Origin of the sequence: Streptomyces sp. Rer75, from assembly GCF_013414305.1 — a bacterium.
In the GTDB taxonomy this organism is placed as follows: domain Bacteria; phylum Actinomycetota; class Actinomycetes; order Streptomycetales; family Streptomycetaceae; genus Streptomyces; species Streptomyces himastatinicus.
In genome coordinates this window covers 10,079,956-10,104,193 of sequence record NZ_CP058693.1, presented here as the reverse complement: position 1 = coordinate 10,104,193, position 24,238 = coordinate 10,079,956, and the positions used below count along the sequence as shown (strand labels likewise).

The 24,238-nt window shown below is 70.3% G+C and carries 21 protein-coding genes; 9 read left to right on the top strand and 12 right to left on the bottom strand.

The features are described 5' to 3' along the window. Positions 1 to 6: 6 nt before the first annotated feature. Positions 7 to 390, bottom strand: coding sequence for a BlaI/MecI/CopY family transcriptional regulator (locus HYQ63_RS42600; RefSeq protein ID WP_179939385.1), 384 nt, complete (start codon positions 388 to 390; stop codon positions 7 to 9). Between the two features lie 163 nt (positions 391 to 553). On the opposite strand from HYQ63_RS42600, the gene HYQ63_RS42595 reads away from it, so the two are divergent. After that, the gene (locus HYQ63_RS42595) at positions 554 to 775 is read left to right on the top strand and encodes a twin-arginine translocase TatA/TatE family subunit (protein ID WP_179939384.1); all 222 of its coding nucleotides are present in this window, start codon (positions 554 to 556) and stop codon (positions 773 to 775) included. Between the two features lie 38 nt (positions 776 to 813). Here the strand turns inward: HYQ63_RS42595 and HYQ63_RS42590 are convergent, their stop codons facing one another. The 3 genes from HYQ63_RS42590 to HYQ63_RS42580 form a co-directional block, all read right to left on the bottom strand. Then, positions 814 to 1,494: a response regulator transcription factor gene (locus tag HYQ63_RS42590; RefSeq protein ID WP_179939383.1), complete on the bottom strand. Its 681-nt coding sequence runs from the start codon at positions 1,492 to 1,494 to the stop codon at positions 814 to 816. Then, the gene (locus tag HYQ63_RS42585) at positions 1,491 to 2,756 is read right to left on the bottom strand and encodes a sensor histidine kinase (protein WP_179939382.1); all 1,266 of its coding nucleotides are present in this window, start codon (positions 2,754 to 2,756) and stop codon (positions 1,491 to 1,493) included. The genes HYQ63_RS42590 and HYQ63_RS42585 overlap by 4 nt, the downstream gene beginning before the upstream one ends. A 118-nt stretch (positions 2,757 to 2,874) precedes the next feature. Beyond that, the gene (locus tag HYQ63_RS42580) at positions 2,875 to 5,085 is read right to left on the bottom strand and encodes an MMPL family transporter (RefSeq protein WP_179939381.1); all 2,211 of its coding nucleotides are present in this window, start codon (positions 5,083 to 5,085) and stop codon (positions 2,875 to 2,877) included. A 386-nt stretch (positions 5,086 to 5,471) separates the two neighbouring features. Here HYQ63_RS42580 and HYQ63_RS42575 point away from each other — a divergent pair, with 386 nt between their 5' ends. Both HYQ63_RS42575 and HYQ63_RS42570 read left to right on the top strand, forming a co-directional pair. Continuing rightward, complete coding sequence (locus HYQ63_RS42575) at positions 5,472 to 6,149, top strand: SDR family oxidoreductase (protein ID WP_179939380.1); 678 nt, start codon at positions 5,472 to 5,474, stop codon at positions 6,147 to 6,149. A gap of 111 nt (positions 6,150 to 6,260) precedes the next feature. Further along, positions 6,261 to 7,148 carry a hypothetical protein gene (locus HYQ63_RS42570; RefSeq protein ID WP_179939379.1) on the top strand — a complete coding sequence of 296 codons (888 nt, stop codon included), beginning with the start codon at positions 6,261 to 6,263 and terminating at the stop codon, positions 7,146 to 7,148. Between the two features lie 83 nt (positions 7,149 to 7,231). Here the strand turns inward: HYQ63_RS42570 and HYQ63_RS42565 are convergent, their stop codons facing one another. From HYQ63_RS42565 to HYQ63_RS42540, 6 genes are all read right to left on the bottom strand, one after another. Next, on the bottom strand, positions 7,232 to 7,930 hold the full coding sequence (locus HYQ63_RS42565) for a TetR/AcrR family transcriptional regulator (RefSeq protein ID WP_179939378.1): 699 nt from the start codon (positions 7,928 to 7,930) through the stop codon (positions 7,232 to 7,234). 27 nt (positions 7,931 to 7,957) lie between these two features. Continuing rightward, positions 7,958 to 8,863 carry an SMP-30/gluconolactonase/LRE family protein gene (locus tag HYQ63_RS42560; RefSeq protein WP_179939377.1) on the bottom strand — a complete coding sequence of 302 codons (906 nt, stop codon included), beginning with the start codon at positions 8,861 to 8,863 and terminating at the stop codon, positions 7,958 to 7,960. 15 nt (positions 8,864 to 8,878) lie between these two features. Next, positions 8,879 to 9,853: a sugar kinase gene (locus HYQ63_RS42555; protein WP_179939376.1), complete on the bottom strand. Its 975-nt coding sequence runs from the start codon at positions 9,851 to 9,853 to the stop codon at positions 8,879 to 8,881. Next, positions 9,850 to 10,479 carry a bifunctional 4-hydroxy-2-oxoglutarate aldolase/2-dehydro-3-deoxy-phosphogluconate aldolase gene (locus HYQ63_RS42550; protein ID WP_179939375.1) on the bottom strand — a complete coding sequence of 210 codons (630 nt, stop codon included), beginning with the start codon at positions 10,477 to 10,479 and terminating at the stop codon, positions 9,850 to 9,852. Before HYQ63_RS42550 ends, HYQ63_RS42555 begins: the two co-directional genes overlap by 4 nt. 64 nt (positions 10,480 to 10,543) lie before the next feature. After that, positions 10,544 to 11,299, bottom strand: coding sequence for a FadR/GntR family transcriptional regulator (locus HYQ63_RS42545; RefSeq protein WP_179939374.1), 756 nt, complete (start codon positions 11,297 to 11,299; stop codon positions 10,544 to 10,546). A gap of 67 nt (positions 11,300 to 11,366) precedes the next feature. Then, positions 11,367 to 12,128: an SDR family NAD(P)-dependent oxidoreductase gene (locus HYQ63_RS42540; protein WP_257232521.1), complete on the bottom strand. Its 762-nt coding sequence runs from the start codon at positions 12,126 to 12,128 to the stop codon at positions 11,367 to 11,369. 99 nt (positions 12,129 to 12,227) lie between these two features. Here HYQ63_RS42540 and HYQ63_RS42535 point away from each other — a divergent pair, with 99 nt between their 5' ends. Genes HYQ63_RS42535 through HYQ63_RS45450 form a run of 4 tightly spaced genes read left to right on the top strand, consistent with a single transcriptional unit; the run spans position 12,228 to position 17,284 of the window. After that, the gene (locus tag HYQ63_RS42535) at positions 12,228 to 14,132 is read left to right on the top strand and encodes a beta-galactosidase (protein ID WP_179939373.1); all 1,905 of its coding nucleotides are present in this window, start codon (positions 12,228 to 12,230) and stop codon (positions 14,130 to 14,132) included. Positions 14,133 to 14,148: 16 nt separating this feature from the next. Further along, a complete protein-coding gene (locus tag HYQ63_RS42530; protein WP_179939372.1) occupies positions 14,149 to 15,489 on the top strand; it encodes an ABC transporter substrate-binding protein in 1,341 nt (446 codons plus the stop codon). Next, the gene (locus HYQ63_RS45455) at positions 15,486 to 16,430 is read left to right on the top strand and encodes a carbohydrate ABC transporter permease (RefSeq protein ID WP_257232520.1); all 945 of its coding nucleotides are present in this window, start codon (positions 15,486 to 15,488) and stop codon (positions 16,428 to 16,430) included. Before HYQ63_RS42530 ends, HYQ63_RS45455 begins: the two co-directional genes overlap by 4 nt. After that, complete coding sequence (locus HYQ63_RS45450; RefSeq protein WP_257232519.1) at positions 16,427 to 17,284, top strand: carbohydrate ABC transporter permease; 858 nt, start codon at positions 16,427 to 16,429, stop codon at positions 17,282 to 17,284. The genes HYQ63_RS45455 and HYQ63_RS45450 overlap by 4 nt, the downstream gene beginning before the upstream one ends. 84 nt (positions 17,285 to 17,368) lie before the next feature. Here HYQ63_RS45450 and HYQ63_RS42520 read toward each other — a convergent pair whose 3' ends face one another. After that, entirely contained in the window at positions 17,369 to 19,450 is a 2,082-nt protein-coding gene (locus tag HYQ63_RS42520; RefSeq protein ID WP_179939371.1) for a glycoside hydrolase family 2 protein, read from the bottom strand. Between the two features lie 160 nt (positions 19,451 to 19,610). Here HYQ63_RS42520 and HYQ63_RS42515 point away from each other — a divergent pair, with 160 nt between their 5' ends. Further along, the gene (locus HYQ63_RS42515; protein WP_179939370.1) at positions 19,611 to 20,894 is read left to right on the top strand and encodes a cellulase-like family protein; all 1,284 of its coding nucleotides are present in this window, start codon (positions 19,611 to 19,613) and stop codon (positions 20,892 to 20,894) included. A gap of 27 nt (positions 20,895 to 20,921) precedes the next feature. Here the strand turns inward: HYQ63_RS42515 and HYQ63_RS42510 are convergent, their stop codons facing one another. Continuing rightward, positions 20,922 to 23,993: an alpha-L-rhamnosidase gene (locus HYQ63_RS42510; RefSeq protein WP_257232710.1), complete on the bottom strand. Its 3,072-nt coding sequence runs from the start codon at positions 23,991 to 23,993 to the stop codon at positions 20,922 to 20,924. Here HYQ63_RS42510 and HYQ63_RS45445 point away from each other — a divergent pair. After that, positions 23,958 to 24,176, top strand: a complete 219-nt coding sequence (locus HYQ63_RS45445) for a hypothetical protein (protein ID WP_257232720.1) — start codon at positions 23,958 to 23,960, stop codon at positions 24,174 to 24,176. The two genes, HYQ63_RS42510 and HYQ63_RS45445, sit on opposite strands and share 36 nt — an antisense overlap. Positions 24,177 to 24,238: the final 62 nt, after the last annotated feature.

Genomic DNA, 24,238 nt, shown 5'->3' with positions numbered 1-24,238 from the left:
ACTCCTCTACTCCCCCGCTTCCCTGGCCCGCGTCAACAGTTCCCGCAACATCTGCTCGTCCTGCTGCGACAGGCCGGTCACGAAGCTGGCCAGCACCGCTTCGCGGTCGCTCTCCTTGTCCAGCACCCGCCGCATCCGCAAGGCGGCCAGCCCCGCCTCGTCGGCCGCCGCCGTCCACACGAAGGACCGGCCGGCCTTCTCCCGCGTCACCGCGCCCTTGGCCAGCAGCCGCGTGAGAATGGTGATCACGGTGGTATAGGCCAGAGCGCCGCCGAGCTTCTCCTGCACCCACGCCGCGCTCGCGGGCTCCGGCGCCTCACGCAGAGCCGCCAGCACCTGCGCCTCCAGCTCACCCTGACCGCGCCGTCGGCCGCGCTCCTGGTCTCTCACCCCGTCTCCCTCCGGTCACCTGCCGCCCACGCCCAGGCGGGTGGTTCATCGTAGCCACGCGATCCAACGGCGCCCTGGTCCATACTTCTACAGTGCCGTAGATTAACGTCGTCGTTCGCGGCCACGCCACGAGCCGCTACCTACCGGAGGGGACCACCCACCCATGTTCGGCCTCAGCGAGCTCGCTCTCCTCCTCATCGTCGTCATCGTCCTGATCGGCGCCAAGAAGCTCCCCGACCTCGTCCGCTCCGCGGGCAAAGCAACCCGCATCCTCAAAGGCGAGGCCAGGGCCATGAAGGCCGACAACGCCCCTGCCGAGGCCCCGAACGCCCCGCGCGTCATACGGGCCGCCCCCGGCGACGTCACGCGCAAGGACCCGTCCTGACGTGGGTGCTGTCGGAGGTCGAGGTGCGGCGTCCGCGGTCATGGGGCGGGCGGGGTCGCCTGTGCCAGGCCCGTCTGGTAGGCGATGACGACCAGTTGGGCGCGGTCGCGGGCGCCCAGCTTCGTCATCGCGCGGTGGATGTGCGTGCGCACGGTCAGCGGGCTGAGGATGAGGATCTCGGCGATCTCGGTGTTGGATTTGCCCTCGGCGGCCAGGCCCATCACCTCGCGTTCGCGGACGGTGAGTTCCGACAGGCATTGCGGGGGCGCGAGGTGGGTGTCGGGGGCGGGGGACATGAGGAAATTCGTGATGAGGGTGCGGGTCGCGGCGGGTGACAGGAGGGCCTCGCCGGAGGCCACCGTGCGCAGGCCGGCCAGCAGGGTGTCGGCGGTGACGTCCTTGCCGAGGAAGCCGCTGGCTCCGGCGCGCAGCGCCTGGGCGACGTAGTCCTCCGTCTCGAACGTCGTCAGGATGAGGACGCGGGTGGCGGCCAGTTCCGGGTCGGCGCAGATCGTGGAGGTGGCGGCGAGACCGTCGGTGCCCGGCATCCGGATGTCCATGAGGACGATGTCGGGGTGGTGGGCGCGGGTCAGTTCCAGCGCTTCCGCGCCGTCCGAGGCCTCGCCGACCACCGTCATGTCCTCACAGGAGTCGATCAGGATCCGGAAGGTGGCCCGCAGCAGGGCCTGGTCGTCGGCGAGCAGAACCCTGATGGTCATGACTCTTCTCCTCCTGCGGGAACGTCTGTGGCGGCCGCGGCCGCTTCGGGTGCTGAGGGCTGGAGCGGCAGCGCGGTGGTGACCTCGAAGCCGCCCTCCGGGCGGGGTCCCGCACGGAGTTCGCCGCCGATGGTGTGGGCGCGTTCACGCATGCCCATGAGGCCGAAGCCCCGGCTCGGCGCGGTGTCGTCGGTGCCGGTGGTGTCCGGACCGTCGTTGCTGACCGTGATCAGCAGGCGTGATCCGGAGTAGGCGAGGCGTACGTGTGCGGAGTCCGCTGCGGCGTGCTTGGTGACGTTGGTGAGCGCCTCCTGCACGATCCGGAACGCGGTCAGGTCCACCCCGGGAGAGAGCGGGCGGGGGTCTCCTGTCGTGGTGACCGTGACGGCGAGTCCCGCGGACGCACACGCCGAGACCAGTTCGGGCAGGCGGGCGAGGCCGGGAGACGGCTCCAGCGTTGCGGAGGCTGGGTCGTCGTTCCGGCGCAGCAGTCCCAGCGTGGCCTTCAGCTCGCGCAGTGCGGAGGAGGTGGTGCCGGTCAGGTCGGTGAGGATCTGCTTGGTCTGCTGCGGGCTGGTGAGCGCGAGGTGTGCGGCCGTGCCGGCCTGTGCGTTGGCCAGGGCCAGGTGGTGGGCCACGACGTCGTGGAGGTCGCGGGCGATGCGCATGCGCTCTTCGGTGACGCGCAGCCGTGCCTCCTCCTCCCGGGTGCGCTCGGCGTGTTCGGCGCGGGCCTGCACCGACGCCAGGTAGGCGCGCCGGAGCCGGGTCATGGTGCCGGCGGCGAGCGGCAGCAGCAGCCAGAAGAAGGGGCCGATCGTCCTGAGCACCAGGGAGAGGCTGTCCATGGAGTCGGAGATCGCCGATGCGACCGTCAGCGCCGCCATGACGGTGACGCCGAAGGCGCGGGTGGTCTTGCGGTCGGAGAGCGTGGCCAGCCAGTAGAGCGCCGCCATGACGGGGCCCAGCAGCAGGGGCGTGAGCAAGTACCCCAGCGCGATCGCGATCGCCGTGCAGACCCCGGTCACGACGACGGCGGTGCGCGGGTGGCTGCGGTACCTCAGCAGGGCGAGGCAGGACACGCCCATGAGGACGGTGGCGGTCTTGTCCTGGTCGGGTGGGTCGGCGCCGGGCAGGGTGAGATTGCTGCCGAGGACCGCGCACCCCATCAGCGCCAGGACGACCGCCGCGTCGACGATGCGGGGGTGACGGTCGGCGTACTGCTCGAAACGGTCCGTGTAACGCTCAACGCTGGTGCTCATCGGCTCTCCGGTCGCTGCTCTGTGGCCATCGTGACCGTTCCCCGCGCAAACGGCTGCCGGGGCCGCCCGTGTCGTTCGCCACGGGCGGCCCTGGTGGGGGTGGGTCAGGCGGGTCGTATCAGGTGCGGGCCACTTCCAGGTCAGGTGTCCCGGCCGGTTCCGGGTCCGTTTCCGGCCGACGGCTGAGCGCTTCGCCCTCCACGTCGACGTCGGGCAGCAGCCGGTCCAGCCACTTCGGCAGCCACCAGGCCTTGTCGCCGAGCAGGGCGAGCACGGCGGGCACGATCGCCATCCGTACGACGAAGGCGTCGAACAGGACGGCGGAGGCGAGTCCGAAGCCGATCATCTTGATCATGGAGTCGCTCTCGCCGACGAACCCGGCGAACACCGCGATCATGATCAGCGCGGCGGCCACCACCACGCGCGCGCTGTGCCGGAAGCCGGACGTGACCGCCTGGCCGGGCCGCTCGCCGTGGACGTACGCCTCCCTCATCCGCGAGACGAGGAACACCTCGTAGTCCATGGCCAGGCCGAAGACGATGCCCACCAGGAAGATCGGCATCAGGCTCATGATCGGGCCGGTCTGTTCCACGCCCAGGAGTTCGGCGCCGTGGCCCTGCTGGAAGACCAGGACGACCACGCCGAGGGAGGCCAGCACCGACAGCAGGAAGCCGAGGGCCGCCTTCAGCGGGACGAGCAGGGACCGGAAGACCACGAGCAGGAGCACGATCGCGAGGCCGACGACGACGACCAGGTAGGGGATCAGCGCGGCCTGCACCTTGTCGGAGATGTCGATGTTCAGCGCGGTGGTGCCGGTGACCTCGAAGGTCGCCCCGGTCTCGGACTCGACCCCGGGCCGCTCGTCCCGGATGGTCGTGACCAGGTCCTTGGTCTTCTCGTCGGTCGGCGCCGTGGACGGTACGACCTGGAAGACGGCCGCGTCACCGGCCTCGTTGAAGCGGGCCGGGGAGACGGAGACGACGCCCTCGGTGCCACCGATCTCCTTCGCGACCGTCGCGGCGGCGCCCTTCGGGTCGGCCTCCCCCTTCGCGTCCACGACGACGGTCAGCGGCCCGTTGAAGCCCGGCCCGAAGGCCTCGGCGAGCGCGTCGTAGGCACGGCGCTCAGTGGTGGAGGTGGACTTGGCCTCGTCCCCGGGCATGCCGAGCTGGAGGTTCGTCATCGGCACCGCGAGGGCCCCGAGGCCCACCACGCCGAGCAGCAGCACGGGCAGCGGACGCCGCAGCACGAACCGCGCCCAGCGGCTGCCCCCGTTGTTCTCGGTGCTCTCTTCGATGCGGCCGCTCTTGCGGGCCCGCCGCCGGAGCACGGCGTTCGGCCAGAAGCCGAGGAACGCCGGGACCAGCGTCAGCGCGATCAGTACGGCGACGACGACCGCGCCCGCCGCGGCCAGGCCCATCTTGGTGAGCATCGGGATGCCGACCACCGCGAGTCCGGCCAGCGCGATGACGACGGTGAGCCCGGCGAACACGACCGCGGAACCGGCCGTGCCGACCGCCAGCCCGACCGCCTCCTGCGGCGTGTGACCCTTGGCGCGCTCCTCGCGGTAGCGGGAGACGACGAACAGGGCGTAGTCGATGCCGACCGCGAGGCCCAGCATCATCGCCAGGGTGCCCGTCGTCGTGGACAGGCCCAGCGCTTCGGACAGGGTCAGGATGACGGCCATGCTCACGCCGACGCCGATGACGGCGGTCAGCAGCGGCAGTCCTGCGGCGGCCAGCGAACCGAAGGTGACCAGCAGCACGACGGCGGCTATCGCGACACCGACCACCTCGGCCACACCGCCGGGCGCGCCACCGTCGTCCATCGCGCTTCCGCCGGCCTCGACGGTCAGCCCCGAGTCCCGGGCCGTGTGGATGGCCCGCTCCAGCCGGGTCTTGCTGGCGTCGGTGAGGTCGTTGGCAGCGACCTTGTAGGTGACGGCCGCGTACGCCGTCGTTCCGTCCTTGCTGACGGCCTTCGCCCGGAACGGGTCGACGGCGCTCGCGACCTGTGTGCCGCCGGCCAGGTCGGCCACGGCCTTCTCGACGGTCTGCTTGTTCTCGGTGGCGGTGACCTTCTCACCGCTCGGCGCGACGAAGACGACCCGGGCGGTCGCGCCGTCGGCGGTGGCTCCGGGAAAGCGCTGTTCCATGAGGTCGAACGCCTTCTGGGACTCGATGCCCGGCATGGAGAACTCCTCGTCGGAGGCTCCCGGAGCCTTGAGGGCGCCCAGTCCGACGGCGGCCAGGACGGCCGCCCAGACCAGGGCGACGTACCAGCGTCGCCGGAAGGCCAGACGGCCCACTTGGTAAAGGAATGTAGCCACGGCAGGAGGTCTCCACATCTGGTGCCGACTGTCCGCCCAGGCTCTCCGGGAGCGGGCCGTCCTGTCGTCGTGCGGCTGCCGACAGTTCCCGCTACTGAGAACGCAGTACGACGGGCCGAGCGGGTCCGCCGCTGGTACGAGGGACCCGTACGGGTGGTGGCCCCCGGCCTCCCCGGCGCCACCCGCCCCGACAGCGGCGGGGCTTTGGGGGCTGCGGGGCTCTGGCCGCCAGGGCTCGCGCCGACGATCGAGTAAGTGGATTGGCTTATCCGTTTTTGGTGGTACCGTGGCGACAGCGAAACGGAAAGGGCTATCCGAATCGAGAAGTGGATAGCTCTGTCCATATTGCCCCTCTCCCCTGCATGCCTTCAGGAAAGGACTGTGCCGTGACCAGCATCGCCATCGTCGGAGCCGGGCCCCAGCTGGGCCTGGCCATCGCCCGCACCTTCGGCTCCCACGGCCTCGACGTCGCCCTGATCTCCCGCAACCGCGACAAGCTCGACGACCTCGTCGGCAAGCTCACCGCCGAGGGCATCACCGCCGCCGCGTTCCCCGCGGACGTGCTCGACCGCGACGCGCTCACCCAGGCGCTCAAGGACGCCGCCGCGCGGTTCGGCGGGATCGACGTCCTGGAGTACTCCCCGGTGGGGACGTTCGGCGTCACCGCCTTGACCGCTCCGGCCGGGACCGAGCCGTCCCATGTGGAGTTCGAGATGAACTTCCAGCTCTACGGGGCCATCGCCGCCACGAAGGCGGTGCTGCCCGCGATGCGCGAGGCCGGCGCGGGCACCCTGCTCTACACCACCGGCGCGGGCTCGATCGAGCCCGACCCGCGGGTCGCCAACGTCAACGCCGCCGCCGCGGCCCTGCGCAACTGGGCGATGAACCTCCACAAGGAGCTGGTCGGCACCGGCATTCAGGCCGCCCACGTCGGCATCGACGTGTCGATCGGCACCGCCGTCATCCCCGGTCTGCCGACGGCCCAGCCCGAGCAGATCTCCCCCGTCTACTGGGAGCTGCACACCACCAAGCGCGACCAGGCCGAGCACGTCTTCAGCCTCTGACACCGCACCCCGCGGTGCTTGGCCGCCGTGCGGTCGACAAGCGGGTTTCCGGCTCGTTGAACGTCGACATCCGCGGCCTGCTGACGCCCCTTCTTCAAGGAGTAGACCGGCATGACCACGCTCACCGACCCGTCCTCCGTCGACCCAGCACTGATCAACCCCCGCGCGGTGCGTCTCGTCGAGGCGTTCAAAAACGCCTTGGCGCGCATGCGCGACGAGGAGGGACTGACCTTCGACGACCTCAACGCGGTCACCGACCTGCTCCAGAGGATCCAGACGGCCACCGGCGCTCCCCTCGCGTTGGTCGCCATGCCGCTGTACAGCGAGCTCTTCCAGGGCGGCCGGGACGGCTACACCCCTTCCGAAGACGTCAACAGCCCCACTTACCTTCCCGGCTCCCCGCACATCGACAACCCCGGCACCCTGCCGATGCGGCCTGACGAACCCGGAACCCCGCTGATCGTCTCCGGTCGCGTCCTGGACGGCCACGGCCAACCGCTCGCGGGCGCCAAGCTGGACATCTACCACGCGGCCAACAACGGCAACTACTCCGGGCTGTACGACGACGGAGTGGCCAAGTACAACTTGCGCGGACACCTGTTCACGGACGCCGACGGCCGCTGCACCTTCACCACCATCACCCCCGTCGCCTACGCCGACCCCAACGTCACGGCGGTGGACGGGGTCGTCGAAGCCGTCGCGGCCCTCGGACGCAGTCTCTACCGCCCGGCTCACATCCATTACGAGGTCCACCACTCCGACCTCATCACGCCCTGGCGGGGCGAGATCTACTTCAAGGGTGACCCAATCATCCCCGTCGACTTCGTCGGCGGGACACTGGCCCCTCCCGCGCTTCAGGCCGACACCCTCCTGCACGAAGACCCCGAGGACATCGCCGGACAAGGCTTCCAGGGCCCCTACAGGACCATGCAGTTCGACTTCGTCCTCAAGACCCGCACCAGCCCTGACACCATCGCCCCGAAGGCCGGGCCAGCGTGATGGGCGTTCGATCGCGCGCGTAAGGCTGCGGAAGCCGCTGCCGTCGTGGCGCGCCTTGGCACCGTACTCCGGTGTTCCTGGGGTCAGCCGCTCTTGTCCGGCGCCGGTGCGGTGGGGCCTTCCGGGCTGGCGCGGAGCATGGCCTGATAGAGGGCGTCGTGCTCGGGCGAGTCGGGCAGGGGGCCGCGGGCAGGGGCCTCGAAGGACTGGATCATCAGGGCGACGACGCGCCGCCACGCATCCGGCGCGGCGTCGCCCGTGGCGTTTACGACACCGGCATTGGCCATGTGCAGGAGCACCAGATCCGAGGGGTCGAAGTCCTCGCGCAGACGCCCCGTCGCCTTGGCCCGGTTGATGAGCTCCACCATGGCCTGGTACGCCTCGTTGCGGCGCTCCTCCAGCTCCTTGGCGGTGGGGAAGGTCATGGTCAGTACGTCGGCGAAGCCGTAGTCGGCGGCCTGCATCGCACAGGCGGCCTCGACGTAGCCGACGAAACCGTGCCAGGGGTCGGGGTCGTCCAGGGCGACCGCGACCGCGTCGGCGTACGCGTCCATGCGGTCGGAGAAGACGGCGGCGACCAGTTCCTCCTTCGTGGGGAAGCGGCGGAACATGGTGGCGATCCCCACCCCCGCCTCACGTGCCACGGAGGCCATCGAGGCGTTCAGCCCATCACGCCCGAACACCGTGCGCGCCGCGGCGATGATCCGCCCCCGGTTGCGCTCGGCGTCACTGCGCAGAGGCTGGGCGGCGGGGTCGTCGGGGTGCTGGGCGCCGGGGTTCATACGGGCCACCCTAGCAATCGGATTGCCCTATCCAGTTATGCCGCCAATCCGACTGTCCCCGCCCCAAGAGTGGGTTTCCGGAGCCCGGGCCGGTGCGGGGGCGCTGAGTACCGCGCCCGAGGCTGTCGTTGGGTGGTTCAGCCCGTGGCGGGCGGTGGTGATCAGGATGCGGGAGTCCGAGGGGTGCAGGCAGACGGAGGTGGGTTGCGGGGCGGGCACCTTCAGGGTGTGGAGCAGGCGGCCGTCGGGGTGGTACCGGCGGACTGCGCCGCCACCCCATACCGCGACCCACAGACAGCCCTCGGCGTCCACGGTCATTCCGTCGGGGCTGCCCTCATCGGTGCGGAAACGGGCGAAGGTCTCGGGCCCGGTGAGGTCGCTCGTTGCCGGGTCGACCCGGCAACGGTGGACGATGCCCGCAGCGCTGTCCGCGAGGTACAGCGTCGTGCCGTCGGCGCTGAATGCCGGTCCGTTGACGATGGTGAGGCCGTCGAGGACGCGTACCACCGTGCCGTCGGGGTCCGTACGGTACAGCGAGCCGGCCCCGGCGGTGCCGTCGTAGGCCATGCTGCCGGCCCAGAAGCGGCCGGCGGGGTCCGCGACGCCGTCGTTCATCCGGCTGGGGACGGTGGTGCGATCCTCGGGACGGTCCAGCCATTCCAGTTCGCCGTCCACGGTGAGCAGCGCGATTCCGGTGCCCGCGGCGGCGATCCAGGTGTCCGGCCGGTCGCGTACCGGCGCGACGGCGCCGAGCGGTACGTCGAGCTGGGCCAGTTGGCGCGGTGCCTGCCCGGTGCCGTCGCGCAGTTCGAAGAGCCGGCCGCTGAGGATGTCGACGTACACGAACCGGCCGCCGGTCCAGCGACCTCCTTCGGCGAGCTCGTAGCCGCCCTGGACCGCGATCGTCACCGGCTGCTGTGCGGCGGATGGCATGGTCGGTCTCCTCGGTCAGCGGATGGTGGTGCCGTCTGGCTGGTCGAACAGGCCGAGTTCGTCCTGAGTCGGCAGGCCCTCCCAGTCGCCCCGGGTGGTGACGGCGAAGGCCGCAGTGGTGACGGCGCGGTGCAGGCGGGCCGGGACGTCGGCGCCGTGGAGGAGCCCCGACAGGTATCCGGCCACGAAGGCGTCGCCCGCGCCGACCAGGTCGACCGCGCTGACCTGCCGCGCCGGGCAGTCGGCCGTCCCCTGGGCGCTGAAGCTGGTCGCGCCGCGTGCGCCGCGCTTGATGACCACCTCGGTGACGCCCTCGGCCAGGAGGCTGTGGATGCCCTCGGATTCGCTCGCGTCGGGCCGTTCCAGCGCCAGCGGCAGCTCGTCCTCGGAGGCGATGAGCAGGTCGGTGCGGGCCAGCAGCGGCCGGAGGGCTGTGCGGGCGCGGTCGGCGGTCCACAGCCGTGAGCGGTAGTTGACGTCGAGGCATACGGTGATGCCCGCGTCGCGCGCCGCCGCGGCGGCGGCCAGCGCGGCCTCGGCGGCCGACGGGCTGAGGGCGGGCGTGATGCCGGTCAGATGGAGGACACGCGATCCGGGGGTCAGCGTGGGCAGCACGTCGGCCGGTGTGACGGCCGAACCCGCGGAGCCGGAACGGTAGTAGCTGACACGAGTCAGCGTGCCCGTACGGGGTTCGGTCAGCAGCAGGCCCGTGGGGCGCCCGGTGTCGTCGACGACGGCGTGGCCGGTGTCGACGCTCTCGGCACGCAGGGTACGCAGCACCAGCGCGCCGAGTTCGTCCGCACCGACCCGGCCGGCCCAGCGCACCCGGTGACCGAGCCGGGCGAGGCCGATCGCGACGTTGGATTCGGCTCCGGCGACCGAGAGGCCGAGGCTTCCGCCCAGCCGTAGCGCGCCGTGGGCCCGTAGCGCCGCCATCGTCTCGCCGAAAGTGACCACTTCGGGCACGGTATGGGTGGCCGGGGTCGTCATCGTGCGTCCCCGGTGATCGCCTCGCGGAACTCGGCCGCGCGGTTGCGGAGTTCGCCGAGATCACCGCCGTCTGCGGCGTCCCCGACCAGCGGCGAGCCCACGCCCACGGCGATCGCGCCACGGTCGAGATAGTCGCGGGCGGCAGCCGCGTCCACTCCCCCGACGGGCACGATGGGCACGTCGGGGAACGGGTCGCGCAGTGCGCGCAGATAGCCGGGCCCGCCGAGGGAGGCGGGAAAGAGCTTGATCGCGCAGGCGCCCCGCGCGAGGGCGAGTTCGATTTCGCTCGGTGTCAGGGCACCCATCAGGACCGGCACGTCCCCGATGTCGGCGGACTGCGGGACGTCGACGAGCCCCGGGGTGACGAGATACGACGCGCCCGATTCAACGGCGCGGGCGGCGTCGGCGGCGGTGCGCACGGTTCCCGCGCCCACCAACGCCTCGGGACCGAGCTCGGCACGCACCCGCGCGATCACCGCCGGTGCGTCCTTCGTGGTCAGCGGGACCTCGATGGCCTTGATGCCCTCCTCGGCGAGGGTGAGTACGGTGCGCAGTGCCGCGTCGGGGTCGTTGCCACGCACGATCGCCAGCAGGCGATGTGCTCGCAGCGATTCCACGAGATTCATGGGGTGGGACTCTCCTGGGGGCGAGGGTTGGGGTGCCTGAGGGTGGGTTGTGGCGCGTCCCCACTCATGGGGATTCCGCTTGCGCGGCCTCGGCCGTGTCTTCGACGTCTTCGTCGTGTTCGCCCCTCGACTGCACGGCCGCCAAATCCCGGGACGCCTGCGAGAGCAGCGACTCGACGGCGGCCACGGCGGCGTCCGGGTCGCCCGCTTCGATGGCTCGCAGCAGTGCCCGGTGCACCGGTACGGAGTCGGAGAAGTGCTGGGCACCGTGCACGATCCGGTCGCGGATGCTCAGGCCGGCCTCGATGACGACTTCCATCCGGCTCAGCAGTTCGTTGTGCGCGGCATCCAGCAGGGCTCGGTGGAAGGCAAGGTCGGCCTCCACCATCGCGTCGCCGTCCGTCCCCGCCGCCGCCATGGCATCGAGGGCCCGCTGCATCGCGGCCAGGTCGGATTCGGTGCGGCGGACCGCGGCGAGCCGGGCGCCGGCGGGCTCGACGAGGGCGCGGACCTCGGCGAGGTCTTCCAGAAATCGTTCGGTCGGAGCGGCGCTGCCCTGCCAGCGCAGCAGGTCGCTGTCCAGCAGGTTCCAATGGGCACGGGGCCGAATCGTCGTGCCGCGCTTCTGCCGGGACTCGATCAGTCCCTTGGACGCCAGTACCCGCATCGCCTCGCGCACCACGGTCTTGCTGACGCCGAGGTCCACCTCGAGCTTGTCCGGGTGCAGTACGGAGCCCGGCGGGTAGTCACCGCGGATGATGCGTCGGCCGATCTCCTCCACGGCTTGGCCGTGCAGCCCCCTGCTGGGATGGGTCACCACGTTCTCCGTTTCCGCTCGAGCCCTGTTCGCGGGCCTCGCACACAGCTCACCGCCCCGTGCGCGCCGCTCACGAGGACTCCTTCATGACGCTCCATCCTCCATCAACCACAAGATTCGCACCGGTCACATACGAGGCGTCGGCTGACGCCAGGAAGGCGACCGCGGCGGCCACCTCGTCCGGCTGCCCGAACCGCTTGGCCGCCGTGGCCGCCACGCTGAGCGCCCGGTCGGACTCCGCGATTCCGTCCCAGGCGGCGGTGAGGATGGGGCCGGGCAGCACCGTGTTGACCCGGATGTGCGGGCCGTACTCGACCGCCAGCTGCCGCGCCAGTGAGCACAGCGCGCCCTTCGCCGCGGCGTAGGCGGCGTGGCCGGGCAGGCCGATGACCGCGTGCACCGAGGAGGTGAGGATGACGGACCCTGATGCCTCGCGCAGCGGGGTCGCGAAGGTCTTCATTCCCCGCCAGGCAGGCTTGAGCAGCACGGCCATCTGACCGTCCCACTCGTCCTCGCTCAGTTCGTGCGCGGGCTTGTTGAGCTGGGCGAAGGCATTGCTGTGCAGCACGTCCAGCCGCCCGTGGCGCTGGTCGACGTGGCGGGCCAGGGCCTCCCAGTCGGAGGCGGAGGTCACGTCGCAGCGTACGTATTCCGCTCGTTCCCCGCCCTCCGCGATACCTGCCGCGACCGCCTTGCCCGCCATGTCGTCCACGTCCGTGACCACGACCGCCGCGCCCTCGGCCGCGAGCCTGCGGGCCGTGGCCGCGCCAATCCCGTGCGCGGCGCCGGTGATCACCGCGACTCGCCCCGTCATCCTGCGGCATGCCGTCATCGCACACTCTCCCTTTCCGATACTGGAGCCACGATAACTCTTTCAATTAATAATGCAAATATCTTGACTGGCTGCGGCGGCGCTTCAAGACTGGCCGCCATGCAACAGGCACATGCATTAACAATCGACGCCCGGCGGCGCCTGCGCCCGGCCGGGATCGCCTTCGGCGGCGACTACAACCCCGAGCAGTGGCCCGAGGAGGTGTGGGCCGAGGACGTCGCGCTGATGAAGGAGGCGGGAGTCTCCCTGGTGACGGCCGGCATCTTCTCGTGGGCCAAGGTGGAACCGCGGCCCGGGGAGTTCGACTTCGCCTGGTTCGACCGGGTCATGGACAACCTCGCGGCGGCGGGCGTGGCCGTATGCCTGGCCACCATGACGGCGTCCCCGCCGCCGTGGCTGTCCCGGCTGCACCCGCACATCCTTCCGGAGACCGCCGACGGCCGCCGCATGTGGCCGGGCGGGCGCCAGCACTACTGCCCCTCCAGCGGCGTGTACCGCAGCCATGCCACCCGCCTGGTCGAGCGGCTGGCCAGCCGGTACGCCGACCACCCCGCGCTGGAGATGTGGCACATCGGCAACGAGTACGGCTGCCACACCCCGATGTGCTGGTGCGATGAGTCGGCGGCCGACTTCCGGCGCTGGCTGTCCGACCGGTACGGCGCCGTCGAGGCGCTCAACGACGCCTGGTCGACGGCGTTCTGGGCGCAGGGGTACGACAGCTTCGACGTTCCCGTCACGACGAACTTCATCGGCGTGCACAAGCCCGTCGACGCCTTCCGCTGGGCCGCCCACGAGGATGTCGTCTCGGTCGACGTCTACCAGGATCCGCACGACCAGGACACGCACATCGCGGCGGGGTTCATCTTCGACGTCGCCCGGTCCGCCCGCGGCGGTCAGCCGTGGATGCTGATGGAGCAGGCGCCCAGCGCGGTGAACTGGCGCGACCGCAACGGGCCCAAGCCGCCGGGACGGATGCGTCTGTGGAGCTGGCAGGCGGTCGCCCAGGGCGCTGACGCCGTGCTGTACTTCCAGTGGCGCCAGTCCAGGGGCGGTGCCGAGAAGTACCACTCCGCGATGCTCCCGCACGGCGGCACCGGCACCCGGACCTTCCGCGAGGTGGCCGAGCTGGGCCGCGAACTCGCCTCCGTGCCGCAGATCGCCGGCACACGGTGCACCGCCGACGTCGCCCTGGTACTGGACTGGAACAGCTGGTGGGCACTGGAGCTGGACTCGCACCCGTCCACCGCGCTGAACCAGATGGAGATCGCGCTCGCCCACTACCGGCCGTTGTTCGAGGCCGGCATCACCTGCGATGTCGTGCCACCCGACCGCGACCTGTCCGGCTACCGGCTCGTCGTCGTCCCCAACCTCTACCTGCTACGCGAACGGGACGCCGACCGCCTCACCGCGTTCGTCCGCGGCGGCGGCCACCTGCTGGTGTCGTTCTTCTCCGGCATCGTCGACGACTGCGACCGGGTGCACCTGGGCGGCTATCCCGCGCCGCTGCGCGAGGTGCTGGGCCTGCACGTCGAGGAGTTCTGGCCGCTGCCGGAGCAGGAAACGGTGAACGTGCGGCACCAGGACGGCGCGGTCAGTCCTGCCGATCTGTGGTCGGAAGTCGTCGTCCCCGAGGGGGCTCGGACCGTCGCCACGTTCGACTCGGGGCCACTGGCGGGGCAACCGGCGGTCACCCGCAACTCCTTCGGCGAGGGCAGCGCGTGGTACGTCGCGACGCGTCTGTCACCGCAGGCCATGCGGGCCCTGACGGACGAGGTGTGCCGCACCGCGGAGGCCGGACCCGTACTGCCCGGGCTTCCCGGGCAGGTCCAGGCGACCGTCCGTGAGGGCGATGGCGGACGGTTCGTCCTTCTCCTGAACCACGGCCGAGAAGAGGTCGAGGTCGGACTGGCCGAGCCGATGACCGACGCCCTCGCCCAGGGGTCGGCCCCCTCGGACCGCATCACGCTGCCGGGCGCCGGAGTAGCCGTACTGAGCAAGCCGTAAGCGACAAGGGACACACATGAACACCTCGATACCGGGGCGGAGATCTCTTCTCCGGTGGGGAAGCGCGGCGCTTGCCGCCCCCGCCCTCAGCGCCTGCGGCCAGACCGTCGGAGCCGCCCGCACGACCCGGCAGGCGCCCACGCGCCGCGGCCAGAGAGTCACGCTGACCTTCTGGACCTGGGTGCCGATGCAGAAGACCGTCGACCTGTGGAACCGGACGCATCCCGACGTCCACGTCCAGATGCAGACCATCCCCCAGAACGTGCAGGGCGGCTACCAGAAGATGTACGCGGCGCTGGCGGCCGGCAACCCGCCGGACCTGGCGCAGGTCGAGTACCAGGAGCTTCCCGCCTTCATGCTGGTCAACGGTTTGACCGACCTGAGCGCCTACGGGGCCGACGCGCTGCGCGGCAGCTATGTGCCGTGGCAGTGGAATCAGGGCGTCTTCAGCGGGCGGGTCTACACCATCCCGCAGGCGTCCGGCCCGATGGGACTCTTCTACCGCCGGGACCTCTTCGGGAAGTGGGGCATCGAGACGCCCGCCACCTGGGCCGGGTTCGAGCGTGCCGCACGGGTGGTCAAGTCCCGTGGCAACGGTGCCAGGCTCTGTGCCTTCGCGCCCAACCAGCCGAGCTGGTTCGCCGCGATGTGCTGGCAGCGCGGTGCACGGTGGGTGCGCACCCAGGGCGACACCTGGATCGTCGACATGAACGACGACCGCTCCCATGAGGTCGCGGAGTACTGGGAGAGGATGGTCCGCGACGACCTCGTCATCGTCGAACCCGACATGTCCAGCGCCTGGTACCGGCAGGTCCAGACGGGGCAGATCGTCGCCTGGGTCGGACCGCAGTGGGGCGATGCCCTGCTGCGTGGCAACGCACCGGGCACCACGGGAAAGTGGCGGGTCGCCCCGCTGCCGCAGTGGAAGGCAGGACAGGACGCCTCCGCCAACTGGGGCGGTTCGTCCACCGCCGTCCTACAGGGCAGCCGCCACCCGCGTGAGGCGCTGCGGTTCGCGCACTGGCTCAACAGCAACCGCCAAGCCGTCGACCAGAACATAGCCGCCGGCTACGGCTGGCCCGCCGCGACGGGCGTCTTCCGCGGATCGGCGCTGGACCGGCCCGACCCGTTCTTCGGCGGACAGCGGTACAACGACGTGTTCATCGCGTCCGACCACGCCATCGACACCTCCTGGAAGTGGTCACCCACCACGGACGCCGACTTCGCCCACCTCGGCGACGCCTTCGGCGCCGCCATGGCCGGAGACGGCACCCTCACCTCGTCGCTGGCCGACGCCCAGAAACGGACCGTGGACGACCTGCTGGCCAAGGGTCTGAAGGCGAGGAGCGCGCGATGAGCACCGCGATCAGCCGGACGCAGAAGTCCGCACCGGGCGACCGGCGGCGCACGCCCCGCCCGGACCGCGCCGCATGGGGGTTCCTCCTCCCCTTCGTCGCTCTCTTCCTGTTCACCTTCGTCCTTCCGCTCGGCTACGCGATCTACCAGAGCCTGCTCACACCGATCCGCTCCGGGCCGCTGGGCCTGGGCCGGGCCACCATCGGCTTCGCCGGGCTGGACAACTACACCCTCGCCCTACAGCAGTCGGACTTCCTGGACGGGTTCGGGCGCGTGCTCCTCTTCGGCATCGTCCAGGTCCCTGTGATGCTGCTGCTGTCCACCGCGCTGGCGCTGGGGCTCGACACGCTCTCCCACCGCTGGGCAGGCATCCTGCGCGCCGCCTACTTCCTGCCGTACGGCGTCCCCGGTGTGATCGCCTCGATCCTGTGGGGCTTCCTGTACGTGCCGGGCGTGAGCCCGATCGTCGACCTGCTCGGCAAGGTCGGGCTCGCTCCCGACTTCCTCGGCTACGACAGTGTGCTGTGGTCCATCGCCAACATCGTGATCTGGGAGTTCGCCGGCTACAACATGCTGGTGATCGTCGCCCAGCTCAAGGCGATCCCACAGGAGCTGTACGAGGCCGCGCGCATCGACGGGGCCGGTGCCTGGCAGACGGCGGTTCGGATCAAGCTCCCGCTGGCCCGCCCCGCCCTCGTGCTCACCGGGGTGTTCTCCATCATCGGGACGCTTCAGCTGTTTGCCGAACCGCTGGTGATCAAGCCGCTCACCTCGTCCGTCACCAGCTCCTACACCCCGAACCTGAGCGCCTACAACGAGGCGTTCGCCAACAACAACATCTACCTCGCCGCGGCCGAATCGGTGATCCTCGCCCTGGTCGCGAGCGTGCTGTCCTTCGGCTTCCTCAGCCTGGTGAACCGCAAGGGAAGGGATGCCCGGTGAGCGTGTCCAAGCCGCGCGGGGTGAAGCCCTCACGGATCCTGCTGGTCGCGCTGCTGTCCCTCGCGGCGCTCTACTTCCTGCTGCCCGTCTACTGGCTCGTGGTGGCCTCCACCAAGAACTCCGCCCAGCTCTTCGGCAGCTTCGGGCTGTGGTTCTCCGACCCGCGATGGCTGCACAACCTGTCGCGGGTCTTCTCCCACGACGACGGCATCTTCTGGGCCTGGACGTGGAACAGCGTCCTGTACGCCGGAGTGGGCGGGGTGCTGGCGACCCTGCTCGCGTGTGCCGCGGGGTACGCGCTCGCCGTGTACCGCTTCCGCGGGCATGAGCTGGTCTTCAAGGGGGTGCTCGCCGGTGTGCTGCTGCCCAGCACCGCGCTCGCCCTGCCGATGTACCTGCTGTTCAGCAAGGTGGGCCTGGCCAATACCTACTGGGCGGTGCTGATCCCCAGCGTGGTCAGCCCGTTCGGGGTGTACCTGTGCCGGATCTACGCGGAGGCGGCGGTGCCCGCCGAGGTGCTGGAGGCTGCGCGTGTCGACGGTGCCGGCGAATGGCGGATCTTCGGCACACTCGTCCTGCGTACGATGACGCCCGCGCTCGTGACCGTCTTCCTCTTCCAGTTCGTCGGCATCTGGAACAACTACTTCCTGCCGCTGGTCATGCTCTCCGACGACCGTAAGTACCCCATCACGCTGGGCCTCACCACCTGGCAGTCGGCGGCCGACCGGCACCCCGAGCTCTACCAGCTCACGGTGGGCGGCGCGTTCCTCTCGATCCTCCCGCTGGCCGCCGCGATGCTCATCCTTCAGCGCTACTGGCGTTCCGGCCTGACCGAGGGCAGCGTCAAGGGCTGACCTCCCTCAGGAGCCGTACCGCACGCCGCCCCGTTGATCCGGGGCGGCCTCGCGACGGGCGCCGACGGATCACCGTGGCGCCGCTCACCTGCCCCTCGGGTTGGCCGCCTCCCGGAACGCCTCGTAGACGAGCTTGGGGCGCTCCTCGGCGAAGGTGAGCATTCCCATAAGGGAAAGGCCGTTGTAGTCCTGGTTGTACCCGGCCCGTTCCTTGTAGTCCTTGAGCACCCAGTACGCGTAGCCGGCGACGAAGTCGCTGCGCTCGGCCACCTGGGTCCAGTGGTCGGTGAAGCGGGCCGCCTGCCACTCCTCGGTGCCCTCCGTGGTGCTCGGGCCGTGGTGGCCGGCCTGCGACCAGGTGCCGTTCTCGGTGATCAGGATCGGCTTGTCGGGATACTTCGCGTGCACCGCGTCCAGCGCCGGGCCGAGGTCGGTGTCCTTGCCGTAGAAGTAGCCGAAGTACTCGTTGAACCCGATCACGTCGGCGATGTCGAAGGCGGGGTCGTTGCTGGTGTTGGAGGCCCAGGTGACGGGACGGGCGGTGAGGTCGACCGCGTGCACGGCCGCCTTGAGGTCGGCGAGCCAGGCCCGGTAGACGGGGGCGCCGTCGCCGTCGATCTCCGACTCGTTCTGTAGGCCCCAGAGGATCACCGACGGGTGGTTGTGCTGGTTCCACGCCATGGTCAGCGCCTGGGCCCGGGCGAGACCGTAACTGCTGGTCTGCAACTTCTCCTGGGCGGTGTTGAGCCACATGGTGTCGATGTCGTCCATCACCATCACCCCGTGCTCGTCCGCCCAGTCGTAGGCGTACGGGTGGCGGTTGTAGACGCAGTTGCGGATGAAGTTGGCGCCCAGTGCCGGAACATGGCCCAGCTCCCGGTCGTACTCTGCCGGTGTCATCGCCCTGCCGTGCGCCGCGGTCTCCTCGTGCCAGTTGAGTCCCTTGAGGAACACGGGCTTGCCGTTCAACCGCAGTTGCGCGCCCGCGACCCATACGTCGCGCATCCCGTAGACCGTGGACAGCGTGTCCACCCGCGGGCCGTGCGGTCCCGAAGCGGTCAGCGTGGCACGGGCCGTGAGCGTGTGCGGCGAGTCCGGGCTCCACCGTGGCGCCCCGGGCACGGGAACCGAGACGGGCACGACGCCGACCGATCTCGCCGCGATCTTGGCCGCGACGGTGATCGGCCTTCCACCGCTCCCGTGACCGGGATCCAGTGTGAGACAGCCGTCGAAGGCGGTGGTGCCGTGGTTCTCGACGACGGCCCGTGCCTCGAGCCTCCCCTTCGCGCCGACCGTGAGCAGCTTGGCGATGGAGACCTTCGGAACCGCCTCGATCCAGGCGGACCGGGTCAGGCCCGCGTAGGGCCAGTAGTCGACCGGCTTGTACGGGATCTCGTAGTCGTCGGTGACCGGTTGTGGCGTCGCGTCCGTGTAATCGGCGTAGCTCGCCCGGCGGAATACCCGGACCGCGATCGTCTGCCGCGTCCCCGGCCGGAGGGCCTCCGCCGCGGGAAGCGCGAAGGGCGAGTTCGCTCCTTCGTGCTTGCCGAGGTGGGTGCCGTCCAGCCAGACCTCGGCGCTGTACCCGGCGGCCAGGAAGGCCAGGCGCACGTGGCGAGCACGCCAGGAGCCGGGAACGTCGACGGTGGTGCGGTACCAGGCGTAGCCGTCGGTGAACGCCGTGCCCGTGCCGAAGGGGGCGGTCTCGGTGGCGAATCCGGGCGTGTCCAGCAGGTCCCAGGCGGCGGGGACATCGATGAGGCCCCATGCGCTGTCGTCGAGGTGCGGGGACTCCCAGCCCTGGTCGAGGCCGCGGTTGCGGGGGTCGAAGCGGAAGCGCCACCGCTTGTCCAGGGACAGATACTCGCGGGTCGGCTCATGGGTGCGCCAGCCGTCGAAGCCGGGGAGCACCGTGCCGTATTGGAAGACGACGTTGGTGCCGCCGACGCCGCGCACATGCGTGCCGGACGGCTCGGTGTCCGGATGCGGGTCGAGCACCGGGCCGCCCGAAGCGGCCGCGGTCGTACCGGCTGCGGCCCAGGCTCGGTCCGGCCATGCCGGCAGGGCGACGAATCCGGCGGCGCCGAGCCCGGCGACGACGGCGCGCCGGGACGGGCGGCCAGGCGTCGGGGGGCGCTGCTCCGACGGGTGGGTGCGATCGGTCATGACGTGGGACTCCCTCGGCTCACCGTCCGCGCGCAAGTCGTGGCGTTCGCACGGTGGTTGGTGACATGCATGTGTCCGTTCGCCCCAAGAGCCTGGACAGCCAGGGGTACGCTGTCAAGGATTTTTCATTAATAATGGATTCACGACGACGGGCGGGACCATGAGCGCACACGAACAGGCCACCGCGGGCGAGACCGGTCGACTCGCCATCACCCTGTGGGACTTCAGCTGGTACACCCAGGCCGGGCCCGGGGAGCCCTTCGCCGACCTCGACCGCGCCTTCGCCGAGGCGGTGGACCGCGGCTTCAACACCGTGCGGATCTGCGCCATGCCCTTCCTGCTGTTCTCCGGCCGCGTCCGCGATCCGGAATCCCTCCGCGTCCGCGGTCTGGGCCAGCGGTTCGGACAGCGCACCCGCTGGTACAACGTGTCCGGCGGCTACGCACTGGACGGCTGCCGGCGGCTTGTCGAGCTGTTCGAGGCGGCCGCCCGGCACAACTGCCGGGTGATCGTGTCCTCGTGGGAGTACCAGCAGTCCCCCTGCTTCGCCGACACCGACGTCTGGCACCGCGCCCTGGCCGCGATCCCCGGGCCGGAACGCGCCGAGGTGATGGCCGAAGCCCTCGGCGGGCTGCTGGACTTCCTCACCGAGCGCGGGCTCGCCGACCGCGTCGCCTACGTCGAGGTGCACAACGAGGTCGACAACTGCTCCCTGGTGCCGAGCGACGACGGCACCCACTACTCCCGGCTGCGCGGCCCCCTGGGTCGCGCCGTGGACCTGCTGCGGGAGCGCCACCCCGGCATCCCCGTCACATACTCGCTGGGCGAGCCCTGGCCCCTGGAGCTGGACGACCTGCCGGAACAGGCGCAGATCGCCCACTTCCACTTCTACGTCTACGGCGTCCTCGGCGCGCTGTACCAGGCCGTGGGACTGGGCCATGGCACCGAGCAAGCGCCGCAAACAGCCACCTGGCCCACCCCCGAACTGGCCCGCATACTGCGTCCCGACGCCCCCGCCTTCGCCGACTACCACCCCGACGAGCCCTGGCGGCTGGCGGCCACCGGTATCCCGCGCGAACTGTTCTACGCGCACGACTGGGCCGACCCCGACCGCTGGGACCTGTGGCTCTACGAGAACTACCTCCCGCACCGCGAGGCCATGCGGCAGACCCTGGCCCTGTGGGTCGATTCCGTCGCCGCCTTCGCCCGCCGCCGCGGCATCCCCGCCGTCCTCGGCGAAGGCGTGGTGGGGTACACCCCTCTCCTGACGCGCTTCGAGGAGGACGCCGTCGGCAAGGACATCGCGGAATTCGTCGTCGACCGATGTCTCACGGCGGGCTTCCAGGGCGTCGTCCTGACCTCCAACGCAGCCCCTCACCATCCCATGTGGAACACCGACCGGGACTGGATGCGCCGGATCAACGCGCGCGTCACCACCGGCTGAACACCCGTGCCTTTTGGCGACCGCTGATCAGCCGAGCCGGGCGGTCAGAAGGTACTGGCCGGGCGGCAATCGGTACGAGGCCACACCGCCCGTGTGGTCGAGGAAGCGCGCCCCGTCCGCTCGCGCCAGCGGGGTGCGTCCTTCGCGGACGGAGTCCGCCGAGACGGCGGGGAGGCGGAGTGTCGCCTCGCTGTTGGCGGGCACGACCGCCTCGTACGCAAGGGTCCTGCCTCCGTCCTCGACCGTCCACGCGCTTCTGATCTCGCCGTAGGCCGACTCGTAGGAGCCCGACACGTGCGTGATCCTCCCCGTGGGGTCGATGTGCGGTTGCAGGAGGAAGCGCTTGAAGCCGGGGCTGTCCGGGTCGCGGGCGATACCGGCCATGTACGCGTACAGCCACTCCATGATGGCGCCGTAGGCGTAGTGGTTGAAGGAGTTCATGCTGACCGGGCCGAAGCCATCGTCTGTGGAGTAGGAGTTCCAGCGCTCCCAGACGGTGGTGGCACCGTTCTTCACGGAGAAGAGCCAGGACGGCAGCGCGTCCTGGTGCAGCAGCTTGTACGCCAGGTCCGCGCGGCCCTCCTCGGTGAGGACCGGGGCGAGGACGTTCACGCCGAGGAACCCCACGGACAGGGTGTTCTCGTCGTACTTCACCCGGCTGCTGTTCGGGTGCGCCGCCTTGTAGGCCGCGTCATTGCCGATGTTGTCCGCCAGGAGCCCGACGAGGGTGCGACGCTGCGCTTCGGTGGCGTAGAAGCCGAGCTTGAGTACCCACAGCAGCGCTGTCTGGCTGTCGTCCTCGGTCTTCTGGTTGGGGTCGGCGCCCGGTTCGATGGGTGAAGCCTCCCCGAGGCTGGACTTCACCGTGAGCCGGCCGCCCGCAGTGCTCAGGTACTTGGCGATGAACGCCCGCTTGATGCGGCCGAAGAGCCGCTCGTACGCCCTGGCCTCCGTCGGCCTGTTGGTCGCGCGGGCCATCTGCGCCATCAGCCGCGCGACATAGCCGTAATAGATGTCACTCATGAGCTGGGCGCTGGTCTTCTGCGGTGCCAGCCAGTCGCCGGTGAGGGATCCCTGACCGGCATAGGTGTCGCCGGTCTTCTGCTGGATCCAGTCCAGGTAGCGGGTCATGGCGGGCCAGCTGCGCTCGACGATGTCCGCGTCGCCGGTCATCTGCCACACCGTCCACGGCAGGATGACCCCGCAGTCCGCCCAACCGCTGCCTCCTTCGGAGAAGTTGAACCGCCCACCGGGAGTGACGCCGGTGAACTGCGCCTTGTCCGTGCCGTAGAGGGTCTGGGAGTCGACGACGGTGTCCTGGAAGTGGCTGAGGAAGGGGGCGACGTCGGCGTTGTACAGCCCGGTTGCGGAGAAGACCTGTGTGTCACCCGTCCAGCCGAGGCGTTCGTCGCGCTGCGGGCAGTCGGTGGGCACCCAGAGATAGTTGCCGCGCTGGCCCCACCGGATGTTGCTGATCAGCTCGTTGACGCGGGGATCGTTCGTGGTGACGGTGCCGATGTCGCGGATCGCGGACGTGGCGACCTTCCCGGTCAGCCCGGTGATCGTGACGGTGTCCGACGCGGTGACGGACACATAGCGGAAGCCGTAGAAGGTGAGGGAATCCTGATGGGCCTCGCCCTGTGGGTCGCCCTTGAGGATGTAGGTGCTGGTGGCCTTGGCGGTGCGGAGGTTGGCGCGGTAGACGGAGCCCTCGGGCCCGTCCGCGCCCGCGCTGCTGTCGTTGAGCATCTCGCCGAACGTGAACTCGACCTTGGCTCCGGCCGGGCCACGCAGGCCGTACCGAAGCACTCCGACCATGTTCTGGCCGAGGTCGAAGACGGCGGTGTCGCCGGGACCGATCGTGACCGGAGCGGAGGCCGCCGCGGCGGGGTCGGTCACCGTCCGGGCGGGGTCCACCACGGTGCGCCCGCGGCCATTCGAGCTGCTGTCCTGTCCGGTCACCCCGGTGGCGACGGTGATCGACCGCGGTCGGCGGTCCCAGCGGGGCATCAGCCGCGCGGTCTCGCCGGGATAGGCGAGCAGCCGGGAGTCCGGGTACCTGTCCTCGAAGCCGACACGTTCCACGTCCAACCAGGTGGTGTCGTCGAATCCGTGTGATGTCCAGCCCGGCCGCTCCCTCCGGGCGTCGTAGGTCTGGCCGTCGTAGATGTCGTCGGCTCGATATGGCCCCGTATCCGTGGCCTTCCAGCCGCCCCGGGGGTCCGTGACGACGGACTGCGAGCTCCCGTCGGCGTACTGGATCAGCAACCTGGCCTTGACCGCCAGAGCGTTGCCGTCCTTCGGGTAGTAGGTGCTGCCGTCGGATATACGGCCGTTGTACCAGCCGTTGCCCAGGACGACGCCCAAGGTGACGACCGGCTCTCGCCGCACGAGGTCCGTGACGTCGTAGGTCATGTAGTTCACGCGCGCGTCGTAGTTCGTCCAGCCCGGAGGCAGCAGCTCGATGGTGGTTCCGCCGTCCTGCGGAACGGTCACGTGGCGGCCGTTGACATACGCGTCATAGACCCCGAGGGCGGAGACGTACAGCCGCGCCGTGCGGACCCGGGCCCGGTGCTTCGCCGGGCCCGCGGTCTTGAGGGCTGACTCTGTGCGCAGCATCGGCGCCCCGGGGGAACGGGGTGTCTTCCCCTTCATCCCGATCCACTGCGCACCGTCCCATCCGGCGACGCCGTCGCTGCTCATGAGGCCGGTCTCGAAGGAGGCGGGGGCTGCCGTACCGGCCGAACGGCCCTCGGCGTCCCAGACGGTGACGGTCCAGTGGTAGCGGGTCGAGGCCCGAAGCGGCCTGCCCGCGTAGCGGACGGCCACCGAGCCGGAGGACCGCACACGGCCGCTGTTCCAGACATCCGCACGGGCAGCGGTCAACTTGCCCGGAGAACTGGCCACAAGGACCTGATACGAGCCTTGGCTCAGTCCGCGGGCCGCGGACCGCATGCGCCATCCGAAGCGCGGCCGGGCGGCATCCACACCGAGCGGGTCCGTGCGGTGTTCCACGGTCAGCCCGGACACCGCGGCACCGCCCGTACGGCGGGGAGATACCGCGTGCGCGGTACTTCCAGCGCCCACGCCACCGGCCACCGCGGGGACAACGCCCGCTGTGGCCGCGAGCACGGTTCGGCGGCGGACTCCCGCCCCGTGGCCTGGCGGACGGTCACTGTGCTCGGCTCCACGGTCGGCACTGTCGGCGTGGTGTGCCGCACCGTCTGCGTGGTGCGCCGTCTCGCTCATACCGTCATCCCTTCGGTGGGCCATGCGATTTAAACGATTCAAATGCTCGTCGGACCGGACTCAGGAGGCGCAGGAGTCAGGCGTGGGGAACGTTT

Excerpts from the sequence above, each read along its gene's own strand:
- HYQ63_RS42595 (WP_179939384.1), top strand. The coding sequence starts at position 554 with ATGTTCGGCCTCAGCGAGCTCGCTCTCCTCCTCATCGTCGTCATCGTC.
- HYQ63_RS42555 (WP_179939376.1), bottom strand. The coding sequence starts at position 9,853 with ATGACGACCCCGGCCACCCATACCGTGCCCGAAGTGGTCACTTTCGGC.
- HYQ63_RS42515 (WP_179939370.1), top strand. The coding sequence starts at position 19,611 with ATGAGCGCACACGAACAGGCCACCGCGGGCGAGACCGGTCGACTCGCC.
- HYQ63_RS42570 (WP_179939379.1), top strand. The coding sequence starts at position 6,261 with ATGACCACGCTCACCGACCCGTCCTCCGTCGACCCAGCACTGATCAAC.
- HYQ63_RS42520 (WP_179939371.1), bottom strand. The coding sequence starts at position 19,450 with ATGACCGATCGCACCCACCCGTCGGAGCAGCGCCCCCCGACGCCTGGC.
- HYQ63_RS42530 (WP_179939372.1), top strand. The coding sequence starts at position 14,149 with ATGAACACCTCGATACCGGGGCGGAGATCTCTTCTCCGGTGGGGAAGC.
- HYQ63_RS42535 (WP_179939373.1), top strand. The coding sequence starts at position 12,228 with ATGCAACAGGCACATGCATTAACAATCGACGCCCGGCGGCGCCTGCGC.
- HYQ63_RS42565 (WP_179939378.1), bottom strand. The coding sequence starts at position 7,930 with ATGAACCCCGGCGCCCAGCACCCCGACGACCCCGCCGCCCAGCCTCTG.
- HYQ63_RS42540 (WP_257232521.1), bottom strand. The coding sequence starts at position 12,128 with ATGACGGCATGCCGCAGGATGACGGGGCGAGTCGCGGTGATCACCGGC.
- HYQ63_RS42590 (WP_179939383.1), bottom strand. The coding sequence starts at position 1,494 with ATGACCATCAGGGTTCTGCTCGCCGACGACCAGGCCCTGCTGCGGGCC.
- HYQ63_RS42560 (WP_179939377.1), bottom strand. The coding sequence starts at position 8,863 with ATGCCATCCGCCGCACAGCAGCCGGTGACGATCGCGGTCCAGGGCGGC.
- HYQ63_RS45455 (WP_257232520.1), top strand. The coding sequence starts at position 15,486 with ATGAGCACCGCGATCAGCCGGACGCAGAAGTCCGCACCGGGCGACCGG.
- HYQ63_RS42585 (WP_179939382.1), bottom strand. The coding sequence starts at position 2,756 with ATGAGCACCAGCGTTGAGCGTTACACGGACCGTTTCGAGCAGTACGCC.
- HYQ63_RS42550 (WP_179939375.1), bottom strand. The coding sequence starts at position 10,479 with ATGAATCTCGTGGAATCGCTGCGAGCACATCGCCTGCTGGCGATCGTG.